The organism is Kurthia sp. 11kri321, from assembly GCF_001534765.1.
GTDB classification, from domain to species: Bacteria; Bacillota; Bacilli; order Bacillales_A; family Planococcaceae; genus Kurthia; species Kurthia gibsonii.
On the sequence record NZ_CP013217.1, the window covers coordinates 2,189,747 to 2,212,635 of the forward strand.

26 protein-coding genes are annotated in these 22,889 nt (G+C 35.8%); 7 read left to right on the forward strand and 19 right to left on the reverse strand.

Annotated features, from left to right (window positions below):
* Window positions 1-38: 38 nt before the first annotated feature.
* The 4 genes from ASO14_RS11045 to ASO14_RS11060 form a co-directional block, all read right to left on the reverse strand.
* Window positions 39-800 carry an enoyl-CoA hydratase/isomerase family protein gene (locus tag ASO14_RS11045; protein WP_068455104.1) on the reverse strand — a complete coding sequence of 254 codons (762 nt, stop codon included), beginning with the start codon at window positions 798-800 and terminating at the stop codon, window positions 39-41.
* A 138-nt stretch (window positions 801-938) separates the two neighbouring features.
* Window positions 939-1,181 (reverse strand): NINE protein, encoded by a 243-nt coding sequence (locus ASO14_RS15210; RefSeq protein WP_409136027.1) that lies wholly within the window; start codon window positions 1,179-1,181, stop codon window positions 939-941.
* Between the two features lie 276 nt (window positions 1,182-1,457).
* Window positions 1,458-1,631, reverse strand: coding sequence for a 50S ribosomal protein L32 (rpmF, locus tag ASO14_RS11055; protein ID WP_068455109.1), 174 nt, complete (start codon window positions 1,629-1,631; stop codon window positions 1,458-1,460).
* Between the two features lie 26 nt (window positions 1,632-1,657).
* Complete coding sequence (locus tag ASO14_RS11060) at window positions 1,658-2,188, reverse strand: YceD family protein (RefSeq protein ID WP_068455110.1); 531 nt, start codon at window positions 2,186-2,188, stop codon at window positions 1,658-1,660.
* 126 nt (window positions 2,189-2,314) lie between these two features.
* On the opposite strand from ASO14_RS11060, the gene ASO14_RS11065 reads away from it, so the two are divergent.
* Window positions 2,315-3,502 carry a nucleotidyltransferase gene (locus ASO14_RS11065; protein WP_068455111.1) on the forward strand — a complete coding sequence of 396 codons (1,188 nt, stop codon included), beginning with the start codon at window positions 2,315-2,317 and terminating at the stop codon, window positions 3,500-3,502.
* Window positions 3,503-3,547: 45 nt separating this feature from the next.
* On the opposite strand, the gene ASO14_RS11070 is transcribed toward ASO14_RS11065, so the two are convergent.
* From ASO14_RS11070 to ASO14_RS11085, 4 genes are all read right to left on the reverse strand, one after another.
* Entirely contained in the window at window positions 3,548-4,600 is a 1,053-nt protein-coding gene (locus ASO14_RS11070) for a SepM family pheromone-processing serine protease (protein WP_068455114.1), read from the reverse strand.
* Between the two features lie 188 nt (window positions 4,601-4,788).
* Window positions 4,789-5,271 carry a pantetheine-phosphate adenylyltransferase gene (coaD, locus tag ASO14_RS11075; protein WP_068455117.1) on the reverse strand — a complete coding sequence of 161 codons (483 nt, stop codon included), beginning with the start codon at window positions 5,269-5,271 and terminating at the stop codon, window positions 4,789-4,791.
* Window positions 5,264-5,839, reverse strand: coding sequence for a 16S rRNA (guanine(966)-N(2))-methyltransferase RsmD (gene rsmD, locus ASO14_RS11080; RefSeq protein ID WP_068455120.1), 576 nt, complete (start codon window positions 5,837-5,839; stop codon window positions 5,264-5,266). Before rsmD ends, coaD begins: the two co-directional genes overlap by 8 nt.
* A 64-nt stretch (window positions 5,840-5,903) precedes the next feature.
* A complete protein-coding gene (locus tag ASO14_RS11085; protein WP_068455123.1) occupies window positions 5,904-7,340 on the reverse strand; it encodes a hypothetical protein in 1,437 nt (478 codons plus the stop codon).
* Window positions 7,341-7,395: 55 nt separating this feature from the next.
* On the opposite strand from ASO14_RS11085, the gene ASO14_RS11090 reads away from it, so the two are divergent.
* Window positions 7,396-7,785 (forward strand): DUF7147 family protein, encoded by a 390-nt coding sequence (locus tag ASO14_RS11090; RefSeq protein ID WP_068455126.1) that lies wholly within the window; start codon window positions 7,396-7,398, stop codon window positions 7,783-7,785.
* Between the two features lie 72 nt (window positions 7,786-7,857).
* Here ASO14_RS11090 and ASO14_RS11095 read toward each other — a convergent pair whose 3' ends face one another.
* A complete protein-coding gene (locus tag ASO14_RS11095; protein ID WP_068455130.1) occupies window positions 7,858-8,130 on the reverse strand; it encodes a YlbG family protein in 273 nt (90 codons plus the stop codon).
* A 135-nt stretch (window positions 8,131-8,265) separates the two neighbouring features.
* Between ASO14_RS11095 and ASO14_RS11100 the strand changes: the two genes are divergently transcribed.
* Both ASO14_RS11100 and ASO14_RS11105 read left to right on the forward strand, forming a co-directional pair.
* The gene (locus ASO14_RS11100) at window positions 8,266-9,174 is read left to right on the forward strand and encodes a glycerophosphodiester phosphodiesterase family protein (RefSeq protein ID WP_068455133.1); all 909 of its coding nucleotides are present in this window, start codon (window positions 8,266-8,268) and stop codon (window positions 9,172-9,174) included.
* A gap of 138 nt (window positions 9,175-9,312) precedes the next feature.
* On the forward strand, window positions 9,313-9,564 hold the full coding sequence (locus tag ASO14_RS11105; protein ID WP_068455136.1) for a hypothetical protein: 252 nt from the start codon (window positions 9,313-9,315) through the stop codon (window positions 9,562-9,564).
* On the opposite strand, the gene ASO14_RS11110 is transcribed toward ASO14_RS11105, so the two are convergent.
* From ASO14_RS11110 to ASO14_RS11145, 8 genes are all read right to left on the reverse strand, one after another.
* Window positions 9,548-10,285 carry an alpha/beta fold hydrolase gene (locus tag ASO14_RS11110; protein WP_068455138.1) on the reverse strand — a complete coding sequence of 246 codons (738 nt, stop codon included), beginning with the start codon at window positions 10,283-10,285 and terminating at the stop codon, window positions 9,548-9,550. The two genes, ASO14_RS11105 and ASO14_RS11110, sit on opposite strands and share 17 nt — an antisense overlap.
* 61 nt (window positions 10,286-10,346) lie before the next feature.
* On the reverse strand, window positions 10,347-10,793 hold the full coding sequence (locus ASO14_RS11115) for a YlbF/YmcA family competence regulator (RefSeq protein ID WP_068455141.1): 447 nt from the start codon (window positions 10,791-10,793) through the stop codon (window positions 10,347-10,349).
* A gap of 51 nt (window positions 10,794-10,844) precedes the next feature.
* Entirely contained in the window at window positions 10,845-11,900 is a 1,056-nt protein-coding gene (locus ASO14_RS11120) for a CAP domain-containing protein (RefSeq protein WP_068457521.1), read from the reverse strand.
* Between the two features lie 218 nt (window positions 11,901-12,118).
* Window positions 12,119-12,577 carry a DUF420 domain-containing protein gene (locus tag ASO14_RS11125; protein WP_068455147.1) on the reverse strand — a complete coding sequence of 153 codons (459 nt, stop codon included), beginning with the start codon at window positions 12,575-12,577 and terminating at the stop codon, window positions 12,119-12,121.
* Between the two features lie 25 nt (window positions 12,578-12,602).
* Window positions 12,603-13,451 carry a cytochrome c oxidase assembly protein gene (locus ASO14_RS11130; protein ID WP_068455149.1) on the reverse strand — a complete coding sequence of 283 codons (849 nt, stop codon included), beginning with the start codon at window positions 13,449-13,451 and terminating at the stop codon, window positions 12,603-12,605.
* Between the two features lie 149 nt (window positions 13,452-13,600).
* Window positions 13,601-17,035, reverse strand: coding sequence for a pyruvate carboxylase (gene pyc, locus ASO14_RS11135; protein ID WP_068455154.1), 3,435 nt, complete (start codon window positions 17,033-17,035; stop codon window positions 13,601-13,603).
* Between the two features lie 26 nt (window positions 17,036-17,061).
* The gene (locus tag ASO14_RS11140; RefSeq protein WP_231726953.1) at window positions 17,062-18,204 is read right to left on the reverse strand and encodes an FtsW/RodA/SpoVE family cell cycle protein; all 1,143 of its coding nucleotides are present in this window, start codon (window positions 18,202-18,204) and stop codon (window positions 17,062-17,064) included.
* Window positions 18,205-18,291: 87 nt separating this feature from the next.
* Window positions 18,292-18,573, reverse strand: coding sequence for an Fpa/YlaN family protein (locus tag ASO14_RS11145; protein ID WP_068455160.1), 282 nt, complete (start codon window positions 18,571-18,573; stop codon window positions 18,292-18,294).
* A 180-nt stretch (window positions 18,574-18,753) separates the two neighbouring features.
* Here ASO14_RS11145 and ASO14_RS11150 point away from each other — a divergent pair, with 180 nt between their 5' ends.
* On the forward strand, window positions 18,754-19,254 hold the full coding sequence (locus tag ASO14_RS11150) for a peptidyl-prolyl cis-trans isomerase (protein WP_174795783.1): 501 nt from the start codon (window positions 18,754-18,756) through the stop codon (window positions 19,252-19,254).
* A gap of 12 nt (window positions 19,255-19,266) precedes the next feature.
* The gene (locus tag ASO14_RS11155) at window positions 19,267-19,470 is read left to right on the forward strand and encodes a YlaI family protein (RefSeq protein ID WP_068455165.1); all 204 of its coding nucleotides are present in this window, start codon (window positions 19,267-19,269) and stop codon (window positions 19,468-19,470) included.
* Window positions 19,471-19,579: 109 nt separating this feature from the next.
* Here ASO14_RS11155 and typA read toward each other — a convergent pair whose 3' ends face one another.
* Complete coding sequence (typA, locus tag ASO14_RS11160) at window positions 19,580-21,424, reverse strand: translational GTPase TypA (protein WP_068455171.1); 1,845 nt, start codon at window positions 21,422-21,424, stop codon at window positions 19,580-19,582.
* A gap of 187 nt (window positions 21,425-21,611) precedes the next feature.
* Between typA and ASO14_RS11165 the strand changes: the two genes are divergently transcribed.
* Window positions 21,612-21,797 carry a DUF5325 family protein gene (locus tag ASO14_RS11165; protein WP_068457524.1) on the forward strand — a complete coding sequence of 62 codons (186 nt, stop codon included), beginning with the start codon at window positions 21,612-21,614 and terminating at the stop codon, window positions 21,795-21,797.
* A 220-nt stretch (window positions 21,798-22,017) separates the two neighbouring features.
* Here ASO14_RS11165 and ASO14_RS11170 read toward each other — a convergent pair whose 3' ends face one another.
* Window positions 22,018-22,812, reverse strand: coding sequence for an inositol monophosphatase family protein (locus ASO14_RS11170; protein WP_068455174.1), 795 nt, complete (start codon window positions 22,810-22,812; stop codon window positions 22,018-22,020).
* Window positions 22,813-22,889 lie beyond the last annotated feature (77 nt).

Genomic DNA, 22,889 nt, shown 5'->3' on the forward strand with positions numbered 1-22,889 from the left:
CAGTATAATAAGTGCATTTCTAGATTTCAATGTTATCCTTATTTCGATTTTGCTAAAAATCGTTCCACTGCTTCTAAATGCGCATCTGCTTCCCATAATTTCGCACATTGCGCTACTTCTTCCATTACACGTTGTTTTAAATTTTTCTCCGCCCACTTGCGTATTTCAATCTCTTTATAAGCACGATGTACACCAGGATTAATTTTACGCATATACTCAATAAATTGATCTAATGCTACAAATTTATCCCCATCATAAATCTTTGTCGCAAAGCCCACTTCTTCTAATTGTGCACTATCATAAACTTGTGCATCGACTAACATTTTTAATGCGCGGTCATGACGGAGTCCACGTTCAAATAAATATGTTGCACCGCCCCAACCAGAAGTGATTGCTAATGTACCTTGGATAAAACCACACTTCGCTTCACGTGCAATGATACGGAAGTCGCAAGCAGCGGCAATTTCACAACCACCACCAACTGCTGCACCATTAATTAATGCAATTGTCGGAATAGGTAGCGTTGCCCATTCATATAAGATTTCTGCCATCTTACTGAGCATTGAAAAAGCCTGTTCTTCTGTCACAAGCGAATGGAACTCTGCTAAATCTCCCCCTGAACAAAAAGCTTTTTCATCACTCCCTGTAATCACTAAAAAACGCACCGTATCATGTGTATGTACGTAATGAATCACTTCTTTAAACCCTTCCATCAACTCATCATTAATCGCATTGCGGCGTTCTGGTCGATTTAATGTAAATAATAGTACGCCTTCTTTTTCTTCGATTGTATAACTCATACAAACACCCCTTTTTTATGAATAATGGTTCATTATTACCTAGTAATAGCGTAGCGTTTTTTTGAAATGAGCGCAATATTTTTAATTTTTACATAAAAAAAAACATATAAAGTGATCATTCACCTTATATGTCTCTATTTAAACTAAAATCATACCTGGTTCTACTTCTTCTTTCGTTAAACCAATAATCCCTTCAATCAAACCAATGATTGACGGAATACCTGTCCAACTAAATAAAATATAAACAATGCCTAAACCAATTTTACCAGCATAAAATTTATGAACACCTAATCCACCTAATAAAATACCTAATAAACCATAAGCAATTTTATTTACTGGTTTTTTCCCTGAATGTACGACTTTTGGAGAAGCTTTTACAATAATCCATTCATCATCTTTTTGATACACTTCTACTTCTTCATTTGCATGCGGTGTAAAATCAAGTGTGTAATCCATCACTGAAATGATTGATCCATCATTTTGAACAATCGTTACTTCTCCTGCATCTACTTTTATAATTTTAGCCATCTTCTTCACCTACTCATATTTAATAAGTATATTTTACCATAAATAAACATATTATCACATAAAGTATAGAAAAAGACCGTTAAAGAGCCATGGTCTCTTTAACGGTCTTTGTAAGTGCAAATACTGTAATTATTTGCTTACTACTTCTTTACCTTTGTATTGTCCACATGCTTTACATACGTGGTGAGCTAATTTTAGTTCGCCACAGTTAGAGCAAGCTACCATACCTGGTACAGCAAGTTTGAAATGCGTACGACGTTGACGTTTCGCAGTTTTAGAAGTTCTTCTAAATGGTACAGCCATTGATGATGGCACCTCCTTACAGATATTTATTCATCTGTTTGATCAAAATACTTAGCTAAATCAGCCAGTCTTGGATCCACTTTTTTTTCGTCTTTTTCAGACTGTTGAGCAAGTTCTTCGTCCGTAGTATATGACCAAGCGTCATTTTTCGGTTGAATGATTTGCGCGTCTTCCTTGTACACTTGCATCGGAATCTCTAATAGGATTAGTTCTTCTAATACAGGTGTGACATCGATAACATCTCCCTCTACAGGATGAACATTATCTTGTTCGTCTTCACCAGCAATTTCGCCCCATCTGAAAATTTCATCTGATTCGAAATCAAGCGGGAACACGACATCTTCCCATGTACGAGAACAAGGAAGCGTTAATTCACCAGTTACATGAAAATGACAGTTCATTTGCTCTGCACCAAAGGTACAAAAGCCTTTTACATGAACAGGTGTAATATGGCGAATATCTTTATTACGAGACATTACACCATCCAGTTGAACAATTTGATCAACCGGCATCCCGTTTTGGCGATATTTAGATAATTGTGGGATTGCCCATTTCATATTTTATCACCTCAAGACAACAGAATTGATTATATAATGTGAAATAATAGATGTCAAGATATTTTCTTGTCACTACTATATAACTCTGTTTATAATCATAATTACTATTATAAAGGAGGAACGCCAATGATTGCAACAGGAGTTATTGTGGAATATAATCCCTTTCACAATGGGCATCATTATCAAGTTGAGACAGCACGAAAAGAGACGCAAGCTGATGTCCTAGTTGCTGTGATGAGTGGGCATTTTTTACAGCGCGGTGAACCTGCTTTATTAAACAAATGGCAACGAGCAAAAATGGCGCTTCAAAATGGTGTAGACCTCGTCATTGAGCTTCCCTATGCTTTTGCAACTGGGCATGCAACGGACTTTGCATATGGTGGCGTTACGTTATTAGAAGCATTAAATTGTCAGTCAATCTCTTTTGGTAGCGAGAGTGGGCAGATTGAGCTATTTAAAAGCACATATGACGCTTTTGAGCAACATCATGAGCAAACTCAACAAATCATTCAAGAAGCAGTTAAAAAAGGTTTAAGCTATCCTCAAGCGCTTCAAACTGCACATGAACAGATTCAGTCCCAAACTGAACATAAATTACTTGATTTAGCACAGCCTAATAATATACTCGGGTATCATTATTATGAACAAATACAAAAACATCAATATCGTCTACAAGCAACCACTGTAAAGAGAAAAGGTGCAGGCTATCATGACGATGTAGATGACCGTAAAACAATCGCAAGTGCCACAGGAATTCGAAAGGCTCTTTTTGAAACCAAGCAATTAGAGACACTTGAAAAATTTATGCCTGCTACAGCATATGACGTATTAAAAGGAGCGCAAAACTACGCAAGTTGGGCACAATTTTATCCATTCTTTCGTTTCACAGTATTGCGCATGAACCCTGAGACTTTACGTCAATATGTCGATGTGTCAGAAGGAATTGAATTCTTATTTTTAGAAGCTGCAAAAGAGCATGCGACATTTGAGGGCTTTATGAAACATGTAAAATCAAAACGATATACATGGACGCGTCTGCAACGTATGATGACGCATATACTTGTCGGCTATACAAAAGAACAGCGCGCAATATTTCAAACACCATCGTATATTCGTGTACTTGGCATGACAGAAAAAGGCCAACAATATTTATCACAAGAAAAGAAAAGATTAACATTACCTTTAATCAGTCGCATTCCTAAAAAACATGATGACATGTTAGCACTAGATTTGCGTGCAACTGACTTATACATGATTGGAACAGGTGCCAATACCACACGCCTCGACTTCCAAACACCACCAATTCGCTTATAAAAATAACCTCCAACGCTACAAACATGTAGCATAGGAGGTTATTTTTTATTTTTGTTTTAATTCGTTTAGATAAGCCATCGCATCATCTAATGTTTTCACAGGAACGATTTTCATCTTACTATCAATTTTTTCAGCTGTTTCTTTTGCAAGTTCATAGTTTGATTGAATATCTGGAACTGCTTTTTTCATTTCAGGTGTAATTTCATCATCTGGCGCAAAGAAGATTTCGATGCCTTGGTTGTTTGCGGCAATGACTTTTTTATCAATACCACCAATTCTTCCGACTTTACCATTCTCCAACATCTCACCTGTTCCAGCAATTTTATAACCTTTTGCTAAGTTCCCTGTTGTTAATTGATCGATAATTTCAAGCGTGAACATCAAACCAGCTGAAGGTCCACCAATTTCATCTGAATCAATCTTCACTTCTGGTGTAGTGGAAATGGATTTACTATCTGAGAACGTAATACCTAGACCAATCTTACCTTTTGCACCTGGTATTGGTTTTAACGTGACATCTTTTGTATAAACTTTGTCATCACGTTTAAATGTTAAGCTTACACGCTCGCCATCTTTTTTGTCTGCCAAGTAATCAACTAATTGTTGGTGTGTTTTAATTTTCTCACCATCAATTGCTGTTACTTCATCTCCTGCTTTTAAAACATTTGAGGCAGCCGCATTTTCTAACACATAAATCACATAAACACCTTTGTAGTCTACTTTATATGGTCTTCCTAGCGTTTTAAAGGCCATATATTTCGCATTAAACTGCGAGTCGGTCATGAGCTTCAATTGTCGTAAATTATACTCTGTATCGGACTCTTCTGGTGCACGTACTTCTTCTTCTTTTAAAATATCTTTTTCATCTGAGAACTTCGCCAATACATATGTAAAAGGCGTTGCCCCACTTACAGCTACAGTCATCATACTGAGTGATCCATCTGTCGGCGTTTTCGCATCCTCTACCTTCACATACTTCGTTAAATCATATGCCGCTCCTGGAGACATAATGTAATAGTTTAAAGGATAGACAAAAAACGTCACAATCATAGCTAAAATGACTAAAAATAAGGCAAACTTCTTTTTCGACACCCTCATGCACCTCCTCTTTCGATATAAATGGACGTTTTGATGAATATTTTGATTCCACTTCTTTTTTATTCTATCATTTTTTTCTGTCTTGTAGATAGTTTTCTACCCAGAAAAGAAACATTTGTTCTCATTGTTTTTCAAAAAAACAGCCACCAACTTAGATAAGTTGTTATGACTGTTCTTTTACCCTTATATTACGCTTTAAACTTCTCTTTTAAAGCTTTATTCACAATCGCAGGCACAAGGCTCTCGATATCGCCACCGTACTGTGATACTTCTTTTACAATACTTGAGCTTAAAAATGAATGTTGATTCTTCGTCATAATGAAAAACGTCTCAATATGATGATCTAAATAACGGTTCATTGATGTAATTTGCATTTCGTATTCAAAATCCGAAACAGCACGTAATCCACGAACAATGACATGCGCATTTTTTTCTTTCGCATAATGAATTAATAAACCTGAAGACGACTCTACTTTTACATTCGGCATATCTTTTGTTACTTGTTGGATTAAATCGATTCTCTCTTCTACATTAAACAATGGTTTTTTTGCTGAATTGTTCATAACGGCTACATAGACCACATCAAAAATATCTGCTGCACGTTGAATGATGTCTAAATGACCATTTGTAATCGGGTCAAAGCTGCCTGGAACGACTGCAATCTTATCCATGTTCATCCCCCTCTTCCTCCATCAGTCGATAGAACGATATAATCGTACTACCATACTTTTCTTCACGATATTTTGTAAAGTTTTCGACTTGCTCAGGTAGCTGTAATTCAAAATCATGTTCACAAACAATCACGCCATCTGGATGAATGATGTTATGTGTAATTAATTCTTTTACTAAATCATAATAAACATGCTTTTTATATGGTGGATCTAAAAAGATTAAATCCGCTTGAAATTCTCTTTTAATGAGGTGCTTCAAAGCTCTTGTTGCATCATTACGATAGATTTCTGCACGATCTTCATAGCGACATTTCTGGATATTTTCTTTTAAATTTTGAAATGCACGACTATCTTTTTCAATGAATACGCCTTTTTCCATCCCTCTACTTAGCGCTTCAATACCAAGTCCACCACTACCTGCAAATAAATCTAACACAGTTCCTCCATGAAAAAAAGGACCTAATATATTAAATAGTGATTCTTTCACTTTATCTGTCGTAGGTCTTGTCGTTACACCATTTACTGCTTTCAGTGGCATTCCTTTTCGTTCGCCAGAAATTACTCTCATTTTGTCACCAAGCCTTTATAAAATAATAATCAGTGAGGACGGCCCCACTGACTATTATTGTACATTATTTTTGTTCGTTTAGTTCAATACGATCTTCTTTTTTCTCAGGTATTGTACGGAATAGCTTGATTAACCAACCTTCTTCCACATAATAGGTTCCTGCTATTTTAATAAGCGGCTGAACACCTGGAACGTCCTGTCGCAAATCATTATAAACATAAAAATCATATGGCTCTCCTGGGAATCGGAACGAGCGTGAAGCATTCTTCACATAATATCCATTCTCTCCAATTCGTGCATCATATCCTAATTGTTTTAATAATGGGTTTGCTGTATAGAGTATCATATCATCTTTTAATATAATTTTGACATTATCCACTTTTTGTCCATTCACATAAATCGGACGTTTTTCTTCAAACATTAGTGGCACAACTGCTTTCGCATTCGCTTCATTCATTTGGAAATAAGATGTTTTTAACTGTAAAATATCGCTCAGCAGTTTGTCCAATACAGAAGATGTCACTTTCTTACCTTCTAATTCTTGTAAACCATCTTTCCATTGTGTTCGTTGATTCGAACTAAAATAATCATTTAATGTTTTAACCATTGTTTGGGCTTTTGAATTTCCAATCAGTGTATTCGTTTCAAATGATGCTAATACACTCGATAGCACTTGATCTTGTTGATTAATTTGGTATTTCCTCTTTACTTGCGTTACTGCTACACGTTCTTGCAGTGCTGATTTTTCAAGCGTATTCGTAAATAAAATACGGCTACCGCTTTTTTGATTAGAAGGTGTTTCGATAATATCCATATGGTTACTATTCAATAACTCTAATTTTGATAAAGCTTTTGTTAAGTTAGCAGGCTGTGTTCGCGTTGAATAAACGGTTAATTCGTCACTCTCGAACGCTTTCTTCACTTTATTTTTCGACCAATACAGTTCATAAACTCCACCGTTACCTGTGAAATAAGCATAGTCTACTAAATTAAGTGACTGTTCTCCGATTTTCGGAAGTCCCGTAAACCATTGACCACCTTTACGGTTTTCATCAATAATTTGCAACTTCGTGTTCAAAACAATCCCTTGTTTCAACGTAAGGAACATCTCGTCATATAACTTCCCTGATTCAAGACCACCTTTAGGAAGTGGGATACGATATGAGATAGACTGTGTGGTCTCGGTTCCTTCTTTAAAACCATTCACATTACTTTTAAAACGTGAACAGTTCTTTTTATCTTCTTTACCTTCTGCATCTTTTGGACAAGCCTTTTGCTTTGCAGCTTCCGGCCATAGAATTGTCATTTCTTGTTCAGGTAAATTTTTAAATGTATGCTTTACGTAAAAAGCATTTCCTTTATGCTTGATTTCAATATCTTGTGTATAAGAAAAGGCTTTTTCTGTATCAGCTGGATTTGTCGAAAAGACATGGTACTGAAATGACAGAAGAATACCATTGATGAATAACAAGATTGAAAATAAGATGGCTGCAAATTTCATGTGCGAATCCTCCTGCATCATGATACTATGTTTTAGGAAAGGAAGTGTTATAAAAATGATTCAAAGATTTATCGAGCTAGGACAAGGCTATGGTGATTTATTCGAGCTTTGTGAGCTAATGAAAACAAATCACAATCGAATTCATCATACCTTCGTCTTCGTCTCAGAAAAAGACGGTAATAAAGTTGCTTCAGTTGCAGTTGCACTAAAGCCTGTTGGCGAAAGCAAATTCATGCCAATTTATATTTGTCGCGAAGGGATTCCATATAATCCTGAAAAACAATCTAAACGTTTTGAGATTTTCGAAAACGCTGTAAAAGAGCGCGATCAATTACTGATTACGTTAGAAGTAAAGCATTCATCTATTTATGTAGATCCAACGCTTTATTATCAATACCTAATTGGTGTTCTTCGACTTTATCACTATATTCCTTATCTTCATTAGGCTACACGACCTTACGTAAACATAGCCAAATATGACTATTTTCTATTTGTATCGTCCGTAGAAGTAAAAGTTTTAGAGTCCAGTTTTATAATCGTACTCTTTTGCTTTATCTGGTTTTGCATTTTCAAATTCTGTATTTACAAATCGACGATAGGATGGCACAACCGATTTAACATAGGGTAAACGAGATACCTTATTCATTGTAGCTTCAATCTCATCATAGTCACAGTAAATGACAACATACTTCATCTTACGTGATATATAGTGTACATGACCATAACGACGTAAAGATTTCGCTTGCTTCAAGTGGTGTACATAGACAATTAATCCTTGGCGCTCTTTCATTAGTAGGCTACCCCCATTTCTATGTTTCAAGAATACCATAGCGAAGAATTTAGAATCAACCAGCGTTTAAATGACAGATGGGTCTCCTTTCCGTTATAATATGAAAGAGAAGTCTGCAATTAGAGGAGGACGAATATGGGAAAGAAAACAAAAGTAGCCATTGCAATCGCTGCGGCTAGTGCAGCAGCATGGGCTGGTTCAAAAGCACTTTCTAATCCACAAAAACGTGAAAACAAAACGGCACTCACATATGAGCATCCAATTATACTTGCTCACCGTGGTGGTTCGTTGCTAGCTCCAGAATGTACAATGGAAGCATTCGAAATAGCTGCGGGCCTAGGTGTACATGGCTTTGAAATTGATATCCGACTAACAAAAGATGAAGAAATTGTCGTATTCCACGATGAATACGTCGATCGTGTGAGTGAAGGTAGCGGACGTATTGCAGATATGACATTAGCAGAATTAAAAGAATTAAATTTTGGTTATCATTTTGCAGATTTAGACGGTTATTTAAAATACCGCGAAGACCCTGCACGTATTATTACATTACGTGAACTATTAGAACGCTATCCAAATAAGTTAATTAATATTGATATGAAGGATGCACCAAACACATACGAGGGAGGCTTAATGCCTTCTAAACTATGGCGTTTAATCGAAGAATTAGGTGCTGAAGATCAAGTTGTCATTACAAGTTTCCATGACGAACAAATTGATCGCTTTAATTTATACGCTCAAAACCGAGTAGCTTTAGGTGCTGGTGTTGGTGAAGTTCGTAAAGCTTATACTGCATTTACAAGTCAATTCGGTCATCTTTATAGTCCAAAAGTAGATGTATTCCAAATCCCTACAAAATATGGCGTATTACCATTAGATACACCTGGATTCATTCAATTTTTAAATAACTTGAATGTACCTGTTCATTATTGGACAATTAACGATGTAAATGAGATGAAACGTCTAATTGAAAGTGGCGCAAAAGGTATTGTGACAGACCGTCCAGACCTTGCTATGCAAGCTTTACTTGATATTGTAGAGTAAAAATAAAAAAGAGCTTTGGCATTTCCAAAATGCTAAAGCTCTTTTTGTATTTTTATGGCTTTGTTTCTTTTTTTATCAAATAAGGTAAAGAAGTATAGAGTTTTTATACAAATTTTTCACCTAAAGGAGTTGAAATAGATGAAAAAACTCGATATTGTTTCCGCAGTCATCTTCTTCGCAGCCGCTATTTTTTATTTTGTTTTTACATTCATTACTAAAGAAATGATACCTAGCACGTTAATGATTAATACGATGATTATCGTATCAATTATCGGATTAATTCTTGCATTTTTATCAAAAGGTCGATTAAAAACAATTAGTATTATCGGTAATTTACTTGTTTTATTATTAATCGGTGTATTACCAATAATTATTATGAACACAAGATAGTTTGAATGATTCGCGCAATTTCTTTTGGTTTTTCAGCAATTATTTCATGGGATCCCTCTACTTCAATCTGTTGAAGTTGAGGGGTTTTTTGTTTTAACTTTTCGATTGCTGCAATTCGAATATTTGTTAATTCTTTTGGTTGCGTTACAGTGATTAAAAAAATAGGCACACAGAGGATTTTTTCATCATCCTCATAAAAAATTTCACTATAAGCAGCTGCTACTTCTGGCTGGATTCGTAATGACCCGCTCCCATCTTTCTCGATTTTATACCGCGCGCGAATCGATTCAGCAATTTCCTCAGTAAAGCGTCTGAGTTCTTTTTGTTCATCTAAAACAACTTGTTCAACAGAACTTACTCGAGATTGGTCGACGAATATTTTTGTTTGTTCAATGACTTCTTCAATAGATTGTCCAAAATCCTTTGATGAAAAATAACCACCATCGATGAATATTAATTTTTCAACAAGATGTGGATATGTATAGGCAAAATCAATTAGAATGTGACAACTAATAGAATAGCCAATAAAAATAGTCGGCTCTTTCACATATTTCGTAAGCCATTCAATTAAGCTTTCCTTTGTAAAATATTCTAGAGTTGGCTGTTTTCCATGACCAGGTAAGTCAATGGCTGTTATGTTAAAAGACGCTAACTCATTTTGCACTTCTAAATACACTTCTTTTGTTCCGCCCAAACCATGCAATGCTATAATTGATTCCATTAATCCCCTTCTCCTTCTATAAAAAAATGCTGTACGCTTTTACACGTACAACATGTTTATTTTATGCTGAGCATGAACAGCCGCCACCTGTTCCACAACTTCCACCGCATCCCGTATCCGTTTGGAAAAATGGATTGCTTACTGGCACTTTTACAGCTTCTGAAATGGTCTTTCCTATAATGATACCTATTTCATCAAGTAAATCTTGAAACTCATTTTCAGCAACCTTTAAAGCTGAAATTGTTTCGTCCATATCTAATTCGCGCTTTTGTGTACGAATTAATTTCATAATTTGTGTATAATCCGGATGATATTTACCAAAACGCTGTACATCTTCATATAAATCTTTTGTTTTGTTAAATTCCGTAATTTTTTGAACTAGTGACGGGTTTGAGTACACAGCTTCTGTCGCGTCAACTAGTTGACGATGTACGTCTGAATTAAGGATTAAATCATTTAATTGATCGACTTCATCCAAAATCATGACCCATTCTGATGTCATTTTCATAAAAAGCCCCCGTTTCTTTACTATCATATCAAAAACAGGGGCAGTTGTATGTTATTTTGAGTCACTTTCTGGTTTTTGTTCAATAAAAATTTGCGCAAAATTATTTTCAAAAGAAGCCGTTCCCAAGTGGTTATATGTTACATTGAGTAAATCTTGGCGATGTTTTTCAGAATTTAAAATACCACTAATTGCATCTGCTGCATCAGCATAATCTTCCGCAATATTTTCAGCAGTCTCTTCAAAGTCTACATCATTTTCTTTTAATAAAGATTGCAAATCCGTATCAGGTGCGTCTGATTTCGCTAATCGTTCCATTACAAGTCCTTTTAGTTGTGTACTTGTCACTTCACTTAATTTCCCATCTTTTCCAAGAGCAGGTAAATCATTTATTTCACGATATACATTAGATAATTCAAATAACTGTTGCGCATTTTCTTGATTGATTTTTTCTTGTTCAAAAGAAGAAGGCTTTTTCGTTTCGATGACTTCGCCCACATAGGTCATGTCATATGGCTTCTGTTTAACAAGTGTCTTACCATCAATATATCGAACTGCCATTAGTTTTTTCGTTGCAGAATCAAAATACAATTGAGCTAAAACACCATTATACATAATCAATAAACGTGATTGTAAATCTTCTTCGCTCAATACCATCGTATAGATATTTTGCTGAATTTTAATATTAACTTCCATATCTGTAATCGTTGTACGATATAATTCATCGAGTGTTTGTCCCATTTTAAATGGCGCAAAGTCGACTCTCGTACCTGTAACATAGACCTGATTAATTTTATCCTTTTCTACCCCTACAAGCATATATTGATTTTCGTCGCCATATACCCACCATGTAAACCCATAAGCTGAAGGGCCCTTGCGAATTGGTTGCCCCATTTTCTTTTCAAATGTAGAAATATCTTTTCCAACATATGTAGACCAGCCTGTTTTAGGGCGTTGCTGTACATCTCCTGATAGCTGAGGCGCAGTTGTATTCGGCACTGTTTTTGTGGGACCTTTAAGAGGCTCGTTTTCTTTTACAGGTTGATCGAAGTAGAAAAATCCGATTAATAAAATGACAAATAGTACTAAAAATCGTAATAGTGCCTTCAACATTCTGTCTCCTTCTTTTTAAAATTCTTATTTATTATTATAACACTCTTTCATACATCTTATAAAATAGTAAAAGACCTTTTATAATCCATCTACTCGAATACGGTTTAACCTCTTATTTTAAAACACAAAGAAAAAACCGCGCTATCGCACGATTTTTTCTCACTTACATTCATTTTATATGTTGTTCAATTATTTCAATATGTAAACCAACATACTTAAGGATTAATAATCGCTTTGATTACAGACGTTGTTTCTCCGCCTTTATAAAATACATAAAGTAATAAGTATACTGCTACACCTGTAATTGCTACAAAGAACCATACAACCGATGTGATTGGCGCAATTTTACGGTGACGTACAAGATTGTTCGTGTAACCTGCAATTAATGTCACAATTCCAAATACTGCTCCTGTTGTTGCTAAAATAATATGGAATACAAGGAATGTTGTGTAATATACTTTTAAATCTTCAGGTCCGCCAAATGCTGTGTTTCCAATAAATATCGTACGAGAAGCATAAATGATAAAGAATGTTAATGCAGAAATTGCTGCTGCTGTCATTGTCTTTTTATGCGCTTCAATTTTTCTATTCTTTACTTGAATCCAGCCGATTGCGATAAGCACTGCACTTAATACAATAAAGAATGTACTAATCGTTGGTAAAATAGGTAACATACGTTTTTGCTCCTTATATCAAATTTTAGTCATCACAGTGTTGTGATGTGCTGAATGTGCGACTTTTTTGATTCCATCGCATTGCAATTAGTATTATACCAAAAATAATGGTTTGTATAACTTGGATTAGCTTACTGCCTAATTGTTGATCTTGTTTTGGTGTCATATTTGTGAACAATGATGGTCCTGAAAAAGCGCTTAATTGATTCAGCGTATCAGCTGGAACGCATAAGGCCATTGCTTGCATCCACATTGCACCATCTGTATATGTCTTATACAAATCTACCGGACTAAAAAAGACGATGGACGCAACTAATGTCATCACAATATATATGAGTAGGAGCGGCTTCCAAACTAAGTTGAATCGTTTCCCTTTCATTGACCACATGAAAATAAACGAACATGTAAACAATAGAATCGTATAGATACTCTCTGCTGTTTCATGTAGGCGTAAGTAATCAAACACAATCGGAATTTGTCTACACACAAATAGAATACTCCACACCACACTCAAATAAATGGGCGAACATAATAAAGTTGATACAAAGGGTGTAGAACGAATATAGGCGAGTAAATAGTTCGGTATTCCTCTCACCACTAAAAAAGGAACGAGAACAAATAAAATCACTGTCTGAATAGTATAGGCTGTATAAATAAGATAGGTCATTATTTGAATAGGTGCGCCTTTTACAGCATATAAAAATAGTAGTGCCAGAATGAAAGAGAAAGCTTCTGAAATACTTAAAGGCGTACTGTTTTTAAAATCTTTTCGCCACTTGATTGTTATCAGTAGATAAATACTGAGGACAAAAAGACAAACAATCATCATTCCCGGACTCCACAATTCGCGAAAACCAAATAGCGATAAAAACATCTTACACCTCCTATTTCTTTCTACATGTTATTATACACAAAAAGGCACTTATAACATCTTATGTCATAAGCGCCTTTTTATTTTGTGTCTAAAGTGTGAACTGTAATTTAACATAAATTACTGTTCAATAACAGCGTTTTAAGGTGCAATTAGTCTTCCAATTCGATTAATAAGTCACCTGTCGAAATTGCTTCGCCTTCTTTAACGAAGATTTCTTTTACAATACCGTCACGCGGTGCTTGTACAGTTGTTTCCATCTTCATTGCTTCTGTGATTAATAAATGTTCACCACGACGTACGCGACTACCTGGTGATACAACTACTTTTAATGTTGTACCTGGCATTGTTGCGCCGATTTGGTTTGGATTTGATGGATCTGCTTTTGGTTTTTTCTCACCAGAAACTTCAACATTTAAATCTTGAACAACGATTTCACGTGGTTGTCCGTTTAGTTCGAAGTAAATAACGCGTGTTCCATCATGTTGTGGTTCACCAATCGATACTAATTTAATAATCAGCGTTTTACCTTTTTCGATTGTTACTTCAATTTCTTCACCTAGACGTAGACCATGTAAGAATGTTGGTGTATCTAATACAGACACATTGCCAAATTGGTCATATGTTGTCATGTATTGTTCAAATACTTTTGGATATAGTACATATGCAAGTACATCTTGATGTGTCATATCGCGATTATATTTTTCGTCTAATTCTTTTTTAACTGCATCAAAATCGACTGCTTCTAGTAATTCACCAGGACGTACTGTAATTGCTTCACGCTCTTTTAAAATAACCTCTTGTAATTCTTCAGGGAATCCACCTACTGGTTGACCTAAGTATCCTTGGAAGAATTCAATAACTGAATCTGGGAAGTCAATTGTTTGTCCTTTTTCAATTACATTTTCATCTGTTAAATCATTTTGTACCATGAATAATGCCATGTCGCCTACTACTTTTGAAGATGGTGTTACTTTTACAACATCACCAAATAGTAAGTTCACATCTGAGTACATCTTCTTCACTTCATCCCAACGATCGCCAAGACCTACACCTTTTGCTTGTTGTTGTAAGTTTGAATATTGTCCACCTGGCATTTCGTGTACATAAATTTCTGAATGCGGGCTATTCATGCCACTTTCGAAATCTTTATAGTATTTACGGATATCTTCCCAGTAGTACGATAATTTTTCGATTCCTTCAATATCAGCACGTACTTGGCGTTTACTACCCTTCATTGCATAATATAACGAGTTCGCACTTGGTTGAGATGTTAAGCCTGCCATCGAACCGATTGCTGTATCGATAATATCTACACCTGCTTCAATCGCTTTCGCATATAAGTAAATACCGTTACCACTTGTATCATGCGTGTGTAAGTGAATTGGTAAATCTGTTGATTCTTTTAGCTCTGTAATCAATTGGTATGCTGCTTCTGGTTTTAATAAACCTGCCATATCTTTAATTGCGATGATATGTGCACCTGCTGATTCTAAATCTTTCGCTAATTGTTTGTAGTAATTTACTGTGTATTTTGTACGTGTATCATCTAAGATATCGCCTGTATAACACATTGTTGCTTCTGCCACTTTACCGCTATCACGTACTGCATCGATTGCTGTTTGCATACCTGGTAACCAGTTTAAGCTATCGAATACGCGGAATACATCGATTCCTTCTTTAGCTGATTCTTTAATGAATTCACGAATGACGTTATCTGGATAGTTTTTATAGCCAACTGCATTCGCACCACGAAGTAACATTTGGAATAATACGTTTGGCATTTTTTCTCTTAATACACGTAATCTTTCCCATGGATTTTCTTTTAGGAAACGATAAGCTACATCAAATGTCGCACCGCCCCACATTTCTAGTGAGAAGAAATTATGCATAATTTGCGCTGTATAATCTGCAATCTCATATAAGTCTTTTGAACGTACACGTGTTGCAAGTAATGATTGGTGTGCATCACGCATCGTTGTATCTGTTAATAACACATCATTTTGTTCTTTAATCCACTGAACTAAACCTTCTGGACCTTTTTCGTCTAGAATTTGCTTTGTACCTGTTGGAATCTCATTTAATAGTTGAATTTTTGGCTTATGCGGTTGTGGTAGAATTGGTTTTTGACCATCTGCAATCCCTGGGAAACCGTTTACAGTAACATTGCCAATGTAACTCAATAACTTATTACCACGGTCACGCGCTGACTTATAGTTTAATAATTCTGGTGTTGTATCAATAAAGCTCGTATTGAAATCTCCATTGATAAAGTTTTCATGACGTACTACATTTTCAAGGAATGGAATATTCGTTTTTACACCACGAATACGGAACTCTTGTAAGTTACGATCCATTTTCTCTGCTGCTTCTTTAAATGTATTACCCCACGTTGATAATTTTACAAGTAATGAATCATAATGTGGTGAGATGACTGCACCTTGGAAACCATTACCTGCATCTAAACGAACACCAAAACCGCCACTTGAACGATATACAGTTAATTTTCCTGTATCTGGCATAAAGTTATTTTGTGGATCTTCCGTTGTAATACGTGATTGAATTGCATAACCAAATAAAGGAATATCTTTTTGCGCTGGAATTTGTAATACATCGTCATGTAAATCGTGACCATCTGCAATTAAAATTTGCGCATGGACAATATCAATTCCTGTTACCATCTCCGTAATCGTATGCTCTACTTGCACACGTGGATTTACTTCGATGAAGTAAAACTTGTCGCCCGATACTAAAAATTCTACTGTTCCTGCATTTAAGTAATCGACATTTTTCATTAACTTCACAGCTGCGTTACAAATATCCTGACGTAATTCATCTGATAATGAGTTTGAAGGCGCAATTTCAACTACTTTTTGATGACGACGTTGAATTGAACAATCACGCTCATATAAATGTACGATATTTCCGTTTTTATCACCTAGAATTTGAACTTCAATGTGTTTTGGACGGTCAACGTACTTCTCAACATATACTTCATCAGAACCGAATGCTGCTTTTGCTTCTGACTTAGCACGGTCATATGCTTCTTGCGCTTCATCTGCACTATGTACAACACGCATACCACGACCGCCACCGCCAAGTGCCGCTTTAATCATAATCGGATATTCATGCTTTTCACCAAAAGCAAGAACATCATTAATTGAATCCACAGGACCACCTGAACCTGGAATAACTGGAATATCAGCTAAAACAGCTTGTTCACGTGCTTTTACTTTGTCCCCAAACATATCAAGATGTTTTGAAGTTGGGCCAATGAAAATGATACCTTCTTCTTCACAACGTTTTGCAAATTCTAAGTTTTCAGATAAAAAACCGTAGCCTGGGTGAATCGCATCTACACCAGACTCTTTTGCAATGTCTAAAATTCCTTCGATATCTAAATAAGCATCAATTGGCTTTTTGCCGTCCCCAACAAGATAAGCTTCATCTGCTTTATAACGATGATATGAACCGCTATCCTCTCGAGAATAAATTGCGACTGTACGAATTTTCATTTCTGTACATGCGCGGAACACACGAATCGCGATTTCGCCACGATTCGCTACAAGAATTTTTTGAATTGCCATTAAAACACTACCCCCTATAAAGTCTTCTATCTTTTGTTTTGGTCTCTTTTAACGTACATCGTAATGTTCATTAAAATACCGAGTGCGAAAGAAAGGATCACGAGAGAGGTACCTCCATAACTAATGAATGGAAGTGTGACACCTGTTAACGGGATAATGCCCGATAAACCACCTATATTCAAAAATGTTTGGAAGCCAATCCAAGAACCAATCCCTACCGCCATCATACGGATCATTGGATCTTTCGCTCTTAAAGCTGTGACAAATGCTCGCATAACGATAAAGCCCAATCCCCCAACTACTATAAGTAAACCAAGAGTCCCCAACTCTTCAATAATAATTGCTAGAATGAAATCTGTGTGTGGTTCGGGTATATACCCTAACTTTTGAACAGACTCACCCAACCCTGAACCTGAAACTCCTCCAAGCGCAATCGCATAATAACCATTGATTATTTGCAGTCCTTCTTCTTTCACAAAAGCATAAGGATCCCATGTCGCTTGAATACGATTCGCCATCTTTTCAGTTAATATTTTACTAAGTAGCTTATCTCTATATATATACACAATTGATAATAAAAGTACAATTCCAATCCAGAATACCTTATTTGTTTTTTTGAATATACGTTTAAAAGACATGCCACTAGCTAAGATAATTGTTGACATAATCGCTGTAATTAAAGCAATTGCGCCATTATCCGGTTCTTTATACAAAAAGATTAAGGGTATAATTATAATTATACTTATAGGTATTAAAGATTCCTTTATCGAATCTATTGTACCATTAGAATACTTCTTGGCAAGTACCGCTGAGACATAAATTATCAATGAAATTTTCAACAATTCAGACGGTTGAAAATTAAATCCTCCAATACGTAACCAAGACTGTGCACCTGACCCTGGTGGGCTATAACCTGCTACTAATACCAATGTTAATAAAGCGATATTTACAACTGCTATTAATTTCAACATCCATTTTTCACGATAACGTTTGTATGGAATCAACATTCCAAGAACGAAAGCGCCAAAACCAACGATAACAGCAAGTAGTTGTTTCTTATAAAAATTGTCTGCTGGTGCGTTATAACGATTAACTGATACCATAGCACTTGCGCTATATACCATCACAACCCCGAATACGCAGAGTAAAAAATATGTAACAAATAGCAAGTAGTCGAACTCTTTTAAAAATTTCTTCAATTTATTACTCCTAACTACAAAAAAACTCAAACATCGGTAGGTGTTTGAGTTTTTTTATCATTTTTTCGTGAATGCATCGTGCAATGCTGATAATTCTTTCTCAAGGGAATCTAAAATTTCACGACCTTTATCGCGATTTAATAGGCCTAGCTTAACAGCAAAATCGATTTCACGTGAAAGACCAAACATTTGTGTATCTAAAACTTCTTCATACAATGGACATTGTGGCATTGTTAAGTTTTCCATTTGTACTCTAATTAATTGAGCAATTTTGTCAGCATCAGCAAATAGGAGTTCCAATGCCTTTTCCTGATACGAATTTTGAGATGTAGTATCCATGAGGACGCCCCCATTACCTGATATTTCTTGAGTTCTATCATTCTAAATTTTAGCTTTTCATATAGAAAAATGCAAGTATCTATACGTCATTCTTCTAACTTAAGTCATTTTGTTTTCTCAAATGTCTTAAAAGACGTTATACTATAGGAGTGAAACATCTATATCTAGGAGGAATGAATGATGGATTCTATTATTCAAATTAAAGGTGCTGTTAACTTTAACATCACACTCGATCCAACAATCTGGATCTTTGATGACCGTAAAGTAGACTTAGATACATACTTTACGTCAGACAAAGTGGCAGTCGATCAAGATGAAGTGTATCTAGAAGATGCAGGAAAATTCTGGTCTCGTGAAATCATGGAGGGTGCTGCTTACCCACCAACTTTAGAAACAGAAAAGAAATTTGATCGCCAAAAGATGCAGACTGGTACATTTGGTATGGTTTTAGAACCTTTCATCAACAACGCATCTCCAGCACCAGAAGCAACACAAGTAACATTTATCGATCGTGAGAATAACGAATATACGTACTCAATGGAAGAAGCAAAAACACTTTTATTCCAATTCAGTGTTGAAGGTAAAATGTTAACTGATGGTGGTCCTGTGTATTTATTACATGCAGATGGTTCAAATTACAAAAATCCAATTAAAAATATTGTAGGTATTAAAATTAGCTAGGAGGACCTCCTCATGAAAGTAAAATGCGTAATTTGTGAAACAGTCAATGATATTCCAGACTTTTCACCATTAGCTAAACGTCTTCGAAACCGTCCGATTCATACATATATGTGTGAACCATGTGATGAGCGAATCGCAATGAAAACATATGCGCGCTTAGCAACAGGTGAGTTTCGTTTTTTCAAAGGTCATACAACAGAAGATGAAGAATTTTAATACGACGCTTTTATTTATTGTAAAAGGAGAATGGGTTTTTCCATTCTCCTTTTTGTATACAAAAAAAGAAGCCACATTTACCTGTGACTTCTTTTTTAAACTTTATCTATTATTGTTCAGCGCTACGTGATTTTTTTGCTGCTTTTTCACGTTCGTTTTTGTTTAAGATTTGTTTACGTAAACGGATTGACTCAGGTGTTACTTCTAAGTACTCATCTTCATCTAAGAATTCTAATGCTTCTTCAAGCGTTAAAATTTTAGGTGCTTTGATTACGTTTGTTTGGTCTTTGTTTGCTGAACGTACGTTTGTTTTAGCTTTCATTTTTGTGATGTTTACAGTAATGTCTGCATCACGGTTGTTTTGACCAACAACCATACCTTCGTAAATTTCAACACCTGGTTCTAAGAATAGAACACCACGGTCTTCAATTTGCATCATACCGTAAGTAGTTGCTTTACCTGTTTCCATAGAAACTAAAGCACCGTTACGACGACCACCTACACGACCAGATACTGCTGGTTTGTAAGAATCGAATGTGTGGTTGATAATACCGAAACCTTTTGTTAATGACATGAATTCAGTAGTGTAACCGATTAAGCCACGTGCTGGAACCATGAAAATTAAACGAATTTGACCAGTACCATCATTGATCATATCAACCATTTCACCTTTACGTTCATTTAATGATTCGATGATTGAACCTAAAGATTCTTCAGGAACGTCGATTTGAACACGCTCTACTGGCTCACATTTAACACCATCGATTTCGCGGATGATTACTTTTGGTTTTGATACTTGTAATTCATAACCTTCACGACGCATGTTTTCAACTAAGATTGATAAGTGAAGCTCACCACGACCAGATACAGTCCATGCATCTGGAGAATCTGTTGGATCTACACGTAATGATACGTCAGTTTGTAATTGTGCAAGTAAACGTTCTTCAATTTTACGAGAAGTTACCCATTTACCTTCGCGACCTGCGAATGGTGAGTTGTTTACTAAGAATGTCATTTGTAATGTTGGTTCATCGATACGCATTGGTGGTAGTGGATCGATGTTATCTTGTGGACAAACTGTCTCACCAACATTGATTTCTTCCATACCAGAAACAGCGATTAAGTCGCCTGAGTATGCTTCTTGAATTTCTTCACGTTTTAAACCGAAGAAACCGAAGATTTTTGTTACACGGAAGTTTTTCACAGTACCATCTAATTTAGAAAGTGCTACTGATTGGCCTACGTGGATTTTACCGCGGAATACACGTCCAATACCGATACGACCTAAGAAGTCATTATAGTCAAGTAATGCTACTTGGAATTGTAATGGCTCATCGCGTGTATCTGCTGGTGCTGGAATATGTTCGATAATTTTTTCGAATAAACATTTCATGTTTTCTTCTTGTTTTGATGGGTCTGGATCTAATGAAGCTGTACCGTTTACACCTGAAGCATATACAACAGGGAAATCAAGTTGTTCTTCATCTGCACCAAGTTCGATTAATAAGTCTAATACTTCATCTACAACTTCTTCAGGACGTGCTGAATCTTTGTCGACTTTGTTCACGACTACGATTGGTGTTAAACCTTGTTCTAAAGCTTTTTTCAGTACGAAACGAGTTTGTGGCATACAACCTTCGTATGCATCGACAACTAATAATACACCGTCAACCATTTTTAAAATACGTTCTACTTCTCCACCAAAATCGGCGTGTCCAGGTGTATCTAAAATGTTGATGCGTGTACCTTCGTAATTTACTGCTGTATTTTTCGCTAAAATCGTGATACCACGTTCGCGTTCAATATCGTTAGAGTCCATTGCGCGTTCTTCAACTTGTTCGTTTGAACGGAATGTACCTGATTGTTTTAATAATTGGTCAACCAATGTTGTTTTACCATGGTCAACGTGGGCAATAATTGCAATGTTTCTTAAATCTTCACGTAAGTTCGTCATTGTTCCACTCCACTTTTCTTATTTCGAGTCCATAACTGTGTTATTATAGCACAATTTTCTTCAAAAAGATATTTTTTTCGTACTCGATGTTCTTTTTCAAAAATTGGCAAGTAAAAACCCTTGCGAAAAAATACGTTTCGCATGACAATAGAGGATGTAAAACCACTAATGGAGGTTTCGATTGATTATGAATATAGCAAAAGTTGTTATGGCAATCATGGCTTTAGCTGGCATTTTAGCAATGTGCTCAATTGGCTATGCAATTGCAGTTGGTAATGTTTTAGGGATTTTAGGTGGAATTGTATTAGTCATCGCCGTTTTTGGATACGCGTTCACAATGAAGCGTAAATTCCGCGAGCGAGGACTTCTCTAATCCTTCGATAAAAAGATTGCTCATTCTTCGGAATGGGTAATTTTTTTATCGTAAAATCCACTAAAAACACTTTTTTCACTTTATTCATCATCTCTTGCACAAAATTCATAGTATCACTGATTGTCTTTGAAACACAATATTTTTATTTGCAAATAATCGAAGAATTTGTCTCAAAAAGAAAAAAGAAGAATTCACAATTGTGTAAATTCCTCTCCTAATCTTAGATTAATTCAATGTATTCGCTAATTAATTGTTCATGAATCGAAGGATTGGCAATAATAAATGTATCTTGCGCTAATAAATTCATCGGTTCTCCTTTTAGCGTTGTACATTTCGCTCCAACTTCGTGTGCAATAACAGCTCCAGCTGCAATGTCCCATGGAGATAGGCGCATCGACATATACGACTCTAAGCGACCTGTTGCGACATACATCATTTCAATTGTCGCAGAACCATATGAGCGTGTACCGCGAACTGTATGAATCAATTTTGCAATTTTTTCGGTATTTAAACGATTATTTTTCGCTACCCACGAAGCATTAATTCCGATAATTGCTTTATCTAATTCAATTGGTTCAAGTGGTTGAATGCGTTTTTCATTTACATAAGCACCCTGCCCAGCAATTGCATAATATAGTTCATCACGCACTACATCATAAATGTAGCCTAACTTTCCTATGCCATCTTCATAAATCGCAATTGAAATTGTAAAGTTGCGTTGCTGGCGAATAAAATTCATCGTCCCATCTATTGGATCTACAATCCATACGACACCTTTTAAATCAGCAAACTGTTCTTCACTCATACCTTCTTCACCAAAAATTCGATGTGACGCGTCGTATGCTTGAATTTTTTCTACAATAAATTGTTCTGTTTCTTTATCTATATTCGTTACAAGATCATTAGCGTTCGCTTTCGTTTCAATTTCCATCTTCTCTGTAAAAGATTGACGAATACGCGTAGCTGCTTCTTGTATCATCTCCATCGTGTATTCATGTATTGAAATTACATCCACATTTTATTCCCCCATTCCCCATTATCTACTTATTTGTACTAGTATAACAAATATCACAAAAAAACACTTGCTACTCG

What these genes read in the sequence shown, in the direction of transcription:
- ASO14_RS11045 (WP_068455104.1), bottom strand. Translation starts at nt 800, where the DNA reads ATGAGTTATACAATCGAAGAAAAAGAAGGCGTACTATTATTTACATTA.
- rpmF (WP_068455109.1), bottom strand. Translation starts at nt 1,631, where the DNA reads ATGGCTGTACCATTTAGAAGAACTTCTAAAACTGCGAAACGTCAACGT.
- ASO14_RS11060 (WP_068455110.1), bottom strand. Translation starts at nt 2,188, where the DNA reads ATGAAATGGGCAATCCCACAATTATCTAAATATCGCCAAAACGGGATG.
- ASO14_RS11065 (WP_068455111.1), top strand. Translation starts at nt 2,315, where the DNA reads ATGATTGCAACAGGAGTTATTGTGGAATATAATCCCTTTCACAATGGG.
- ASO14_RS11070 (WP_068455114.1), bottom strand. Translation starts at nt 4,600, where the DNA reads ATGAGGGTGTCGAAAAAGAAGTTTGCCTTATTTTTAGTCATTTTAGCT.
- coaD (WP_068455117.1), bottom strand. Translation starts at nt 5,271, where the DNA reads ATGGATAAGATTGCAGTCGTTCCAGGCAGCTTTGACCCGATTACAAAT.
- rsmD (WP_068455120.1), bottom strand. Translation starts at nt 5,839, where the DNA reads ATGAGAGTAATTTCTGGCGAACGAAAAGGAATGCCACTGAAAGCAGTA.
- ASO14_RS11085 (WP_068455123.1), bottom strand. Translation starts at nt 7,340, where the DNA reads ATGAAATTTGCAGCCATCTTATTTTCAATCTTGTTATTCATCAATGGT.
- ASO14_RS11090 (WP_068455126.1), top strand. Translation starts at nt 7,396, where the DNA reads ATGATTCAAAGATTTATCGAGCTAGGACAAGGCTATGGTGATTTATTC.
- ASO14_RS11095 (WP_068455130.1), bottom strand. Translation starts at nt 8,130, where the DNA reads ATGAAAGAGCGCCAAGGATTAATTGTCTATGTACACCACTTGAAGCAA.
- ASO14_RS11100 (WP_068455133.1), top strand. Translation starts at nt 8,266, where the DNA reads ATGGGAAAGAAAACAAAAGTAGCCATTGCAATCGCTGCGGCTAGTGCA.
- ASO14_RS11105 (WP_068455136.1), top strand. Translation starts at nt 9,313, where the DNA reads ATGAAAAAACTCGATATTGTTTCCGCAGTCATCTTCTTCGCAGCCGCT.
- ASO14_RS11110 (WP_068455138.1), bottom strand. Translation starts at nt 10,285, where the DNA reads ATGGAATCAATTATAGCATTGCATGGTTTGGGCGGAACAAAAGAAGTG.
- ASO14_RS11115 (WP_068455141.1), bottom strand. Translation starts at nt 10,793, where the DNA reads ATGAAAATGACATCAGAATGGGTCATGATTTTGGATGAAGTCGATCAA.
- ASO14_RS11125 (WP_068455147.1), bottom strand. Translation starts at nt 12,577, where the DNA reads ATGTTACCTATTTTACCAACGATTAGTACATTCTTTATTGTATTAAGT.
- ASO14_RS11130 (WP_068455149.1), bottom strand. Translation starts at nt 13,451, where the DNA reads ATGTTTTTATCGCTATTTGGTTTTCGCGAATTGTGGAGTCCGGGAATG.
- pyc (WP_068455154.1), bottom strand. Translation starts at nt 17,035, where the DNA reads ATGGCAATTCAAAAAATTCTTGTAGCGAATCGTGGCGAAATCGCGATT.
- ASO14_RS11145 (WP_068455160.1), bottom strand. Translation starts at nt 18,573, where the DNA reads ATGGATACTACATCTCAAAATTCGTATCAGGAAAAGGCATTGGAACTC.
- ASO14_RS11150 (WP_174795783.1), top strand. Translation starts at nt 18,754, where the DNA reads ATGGATTCTATTATTCAAATTAAAGGTGCTGTTAACTTTAACATCACA.
- ASO14_RS11155 (WP_068455165.1), top strand. Translation starts at nt 19,267, where the DNA reads ATGAAAGTAAAATGCGTAATTTGTGAAACAGTCAATGATATTCCAGAC.
- typA (WP_068455171.1), bottom strand. Translation starts at nt 21,424, where the DNA reads ATGACGAACTTACGTGAAGATTTAAGAAACATTGCAATTATTGCCCAC.
- ASO14_RS11165 (WP_068457524.1), top strand. Translation starts at nt 21,612, where the DNA reads ATGAATATAGCAAAAGTTGTTATGGCAATCATGGCTTTAGCTGGCATT.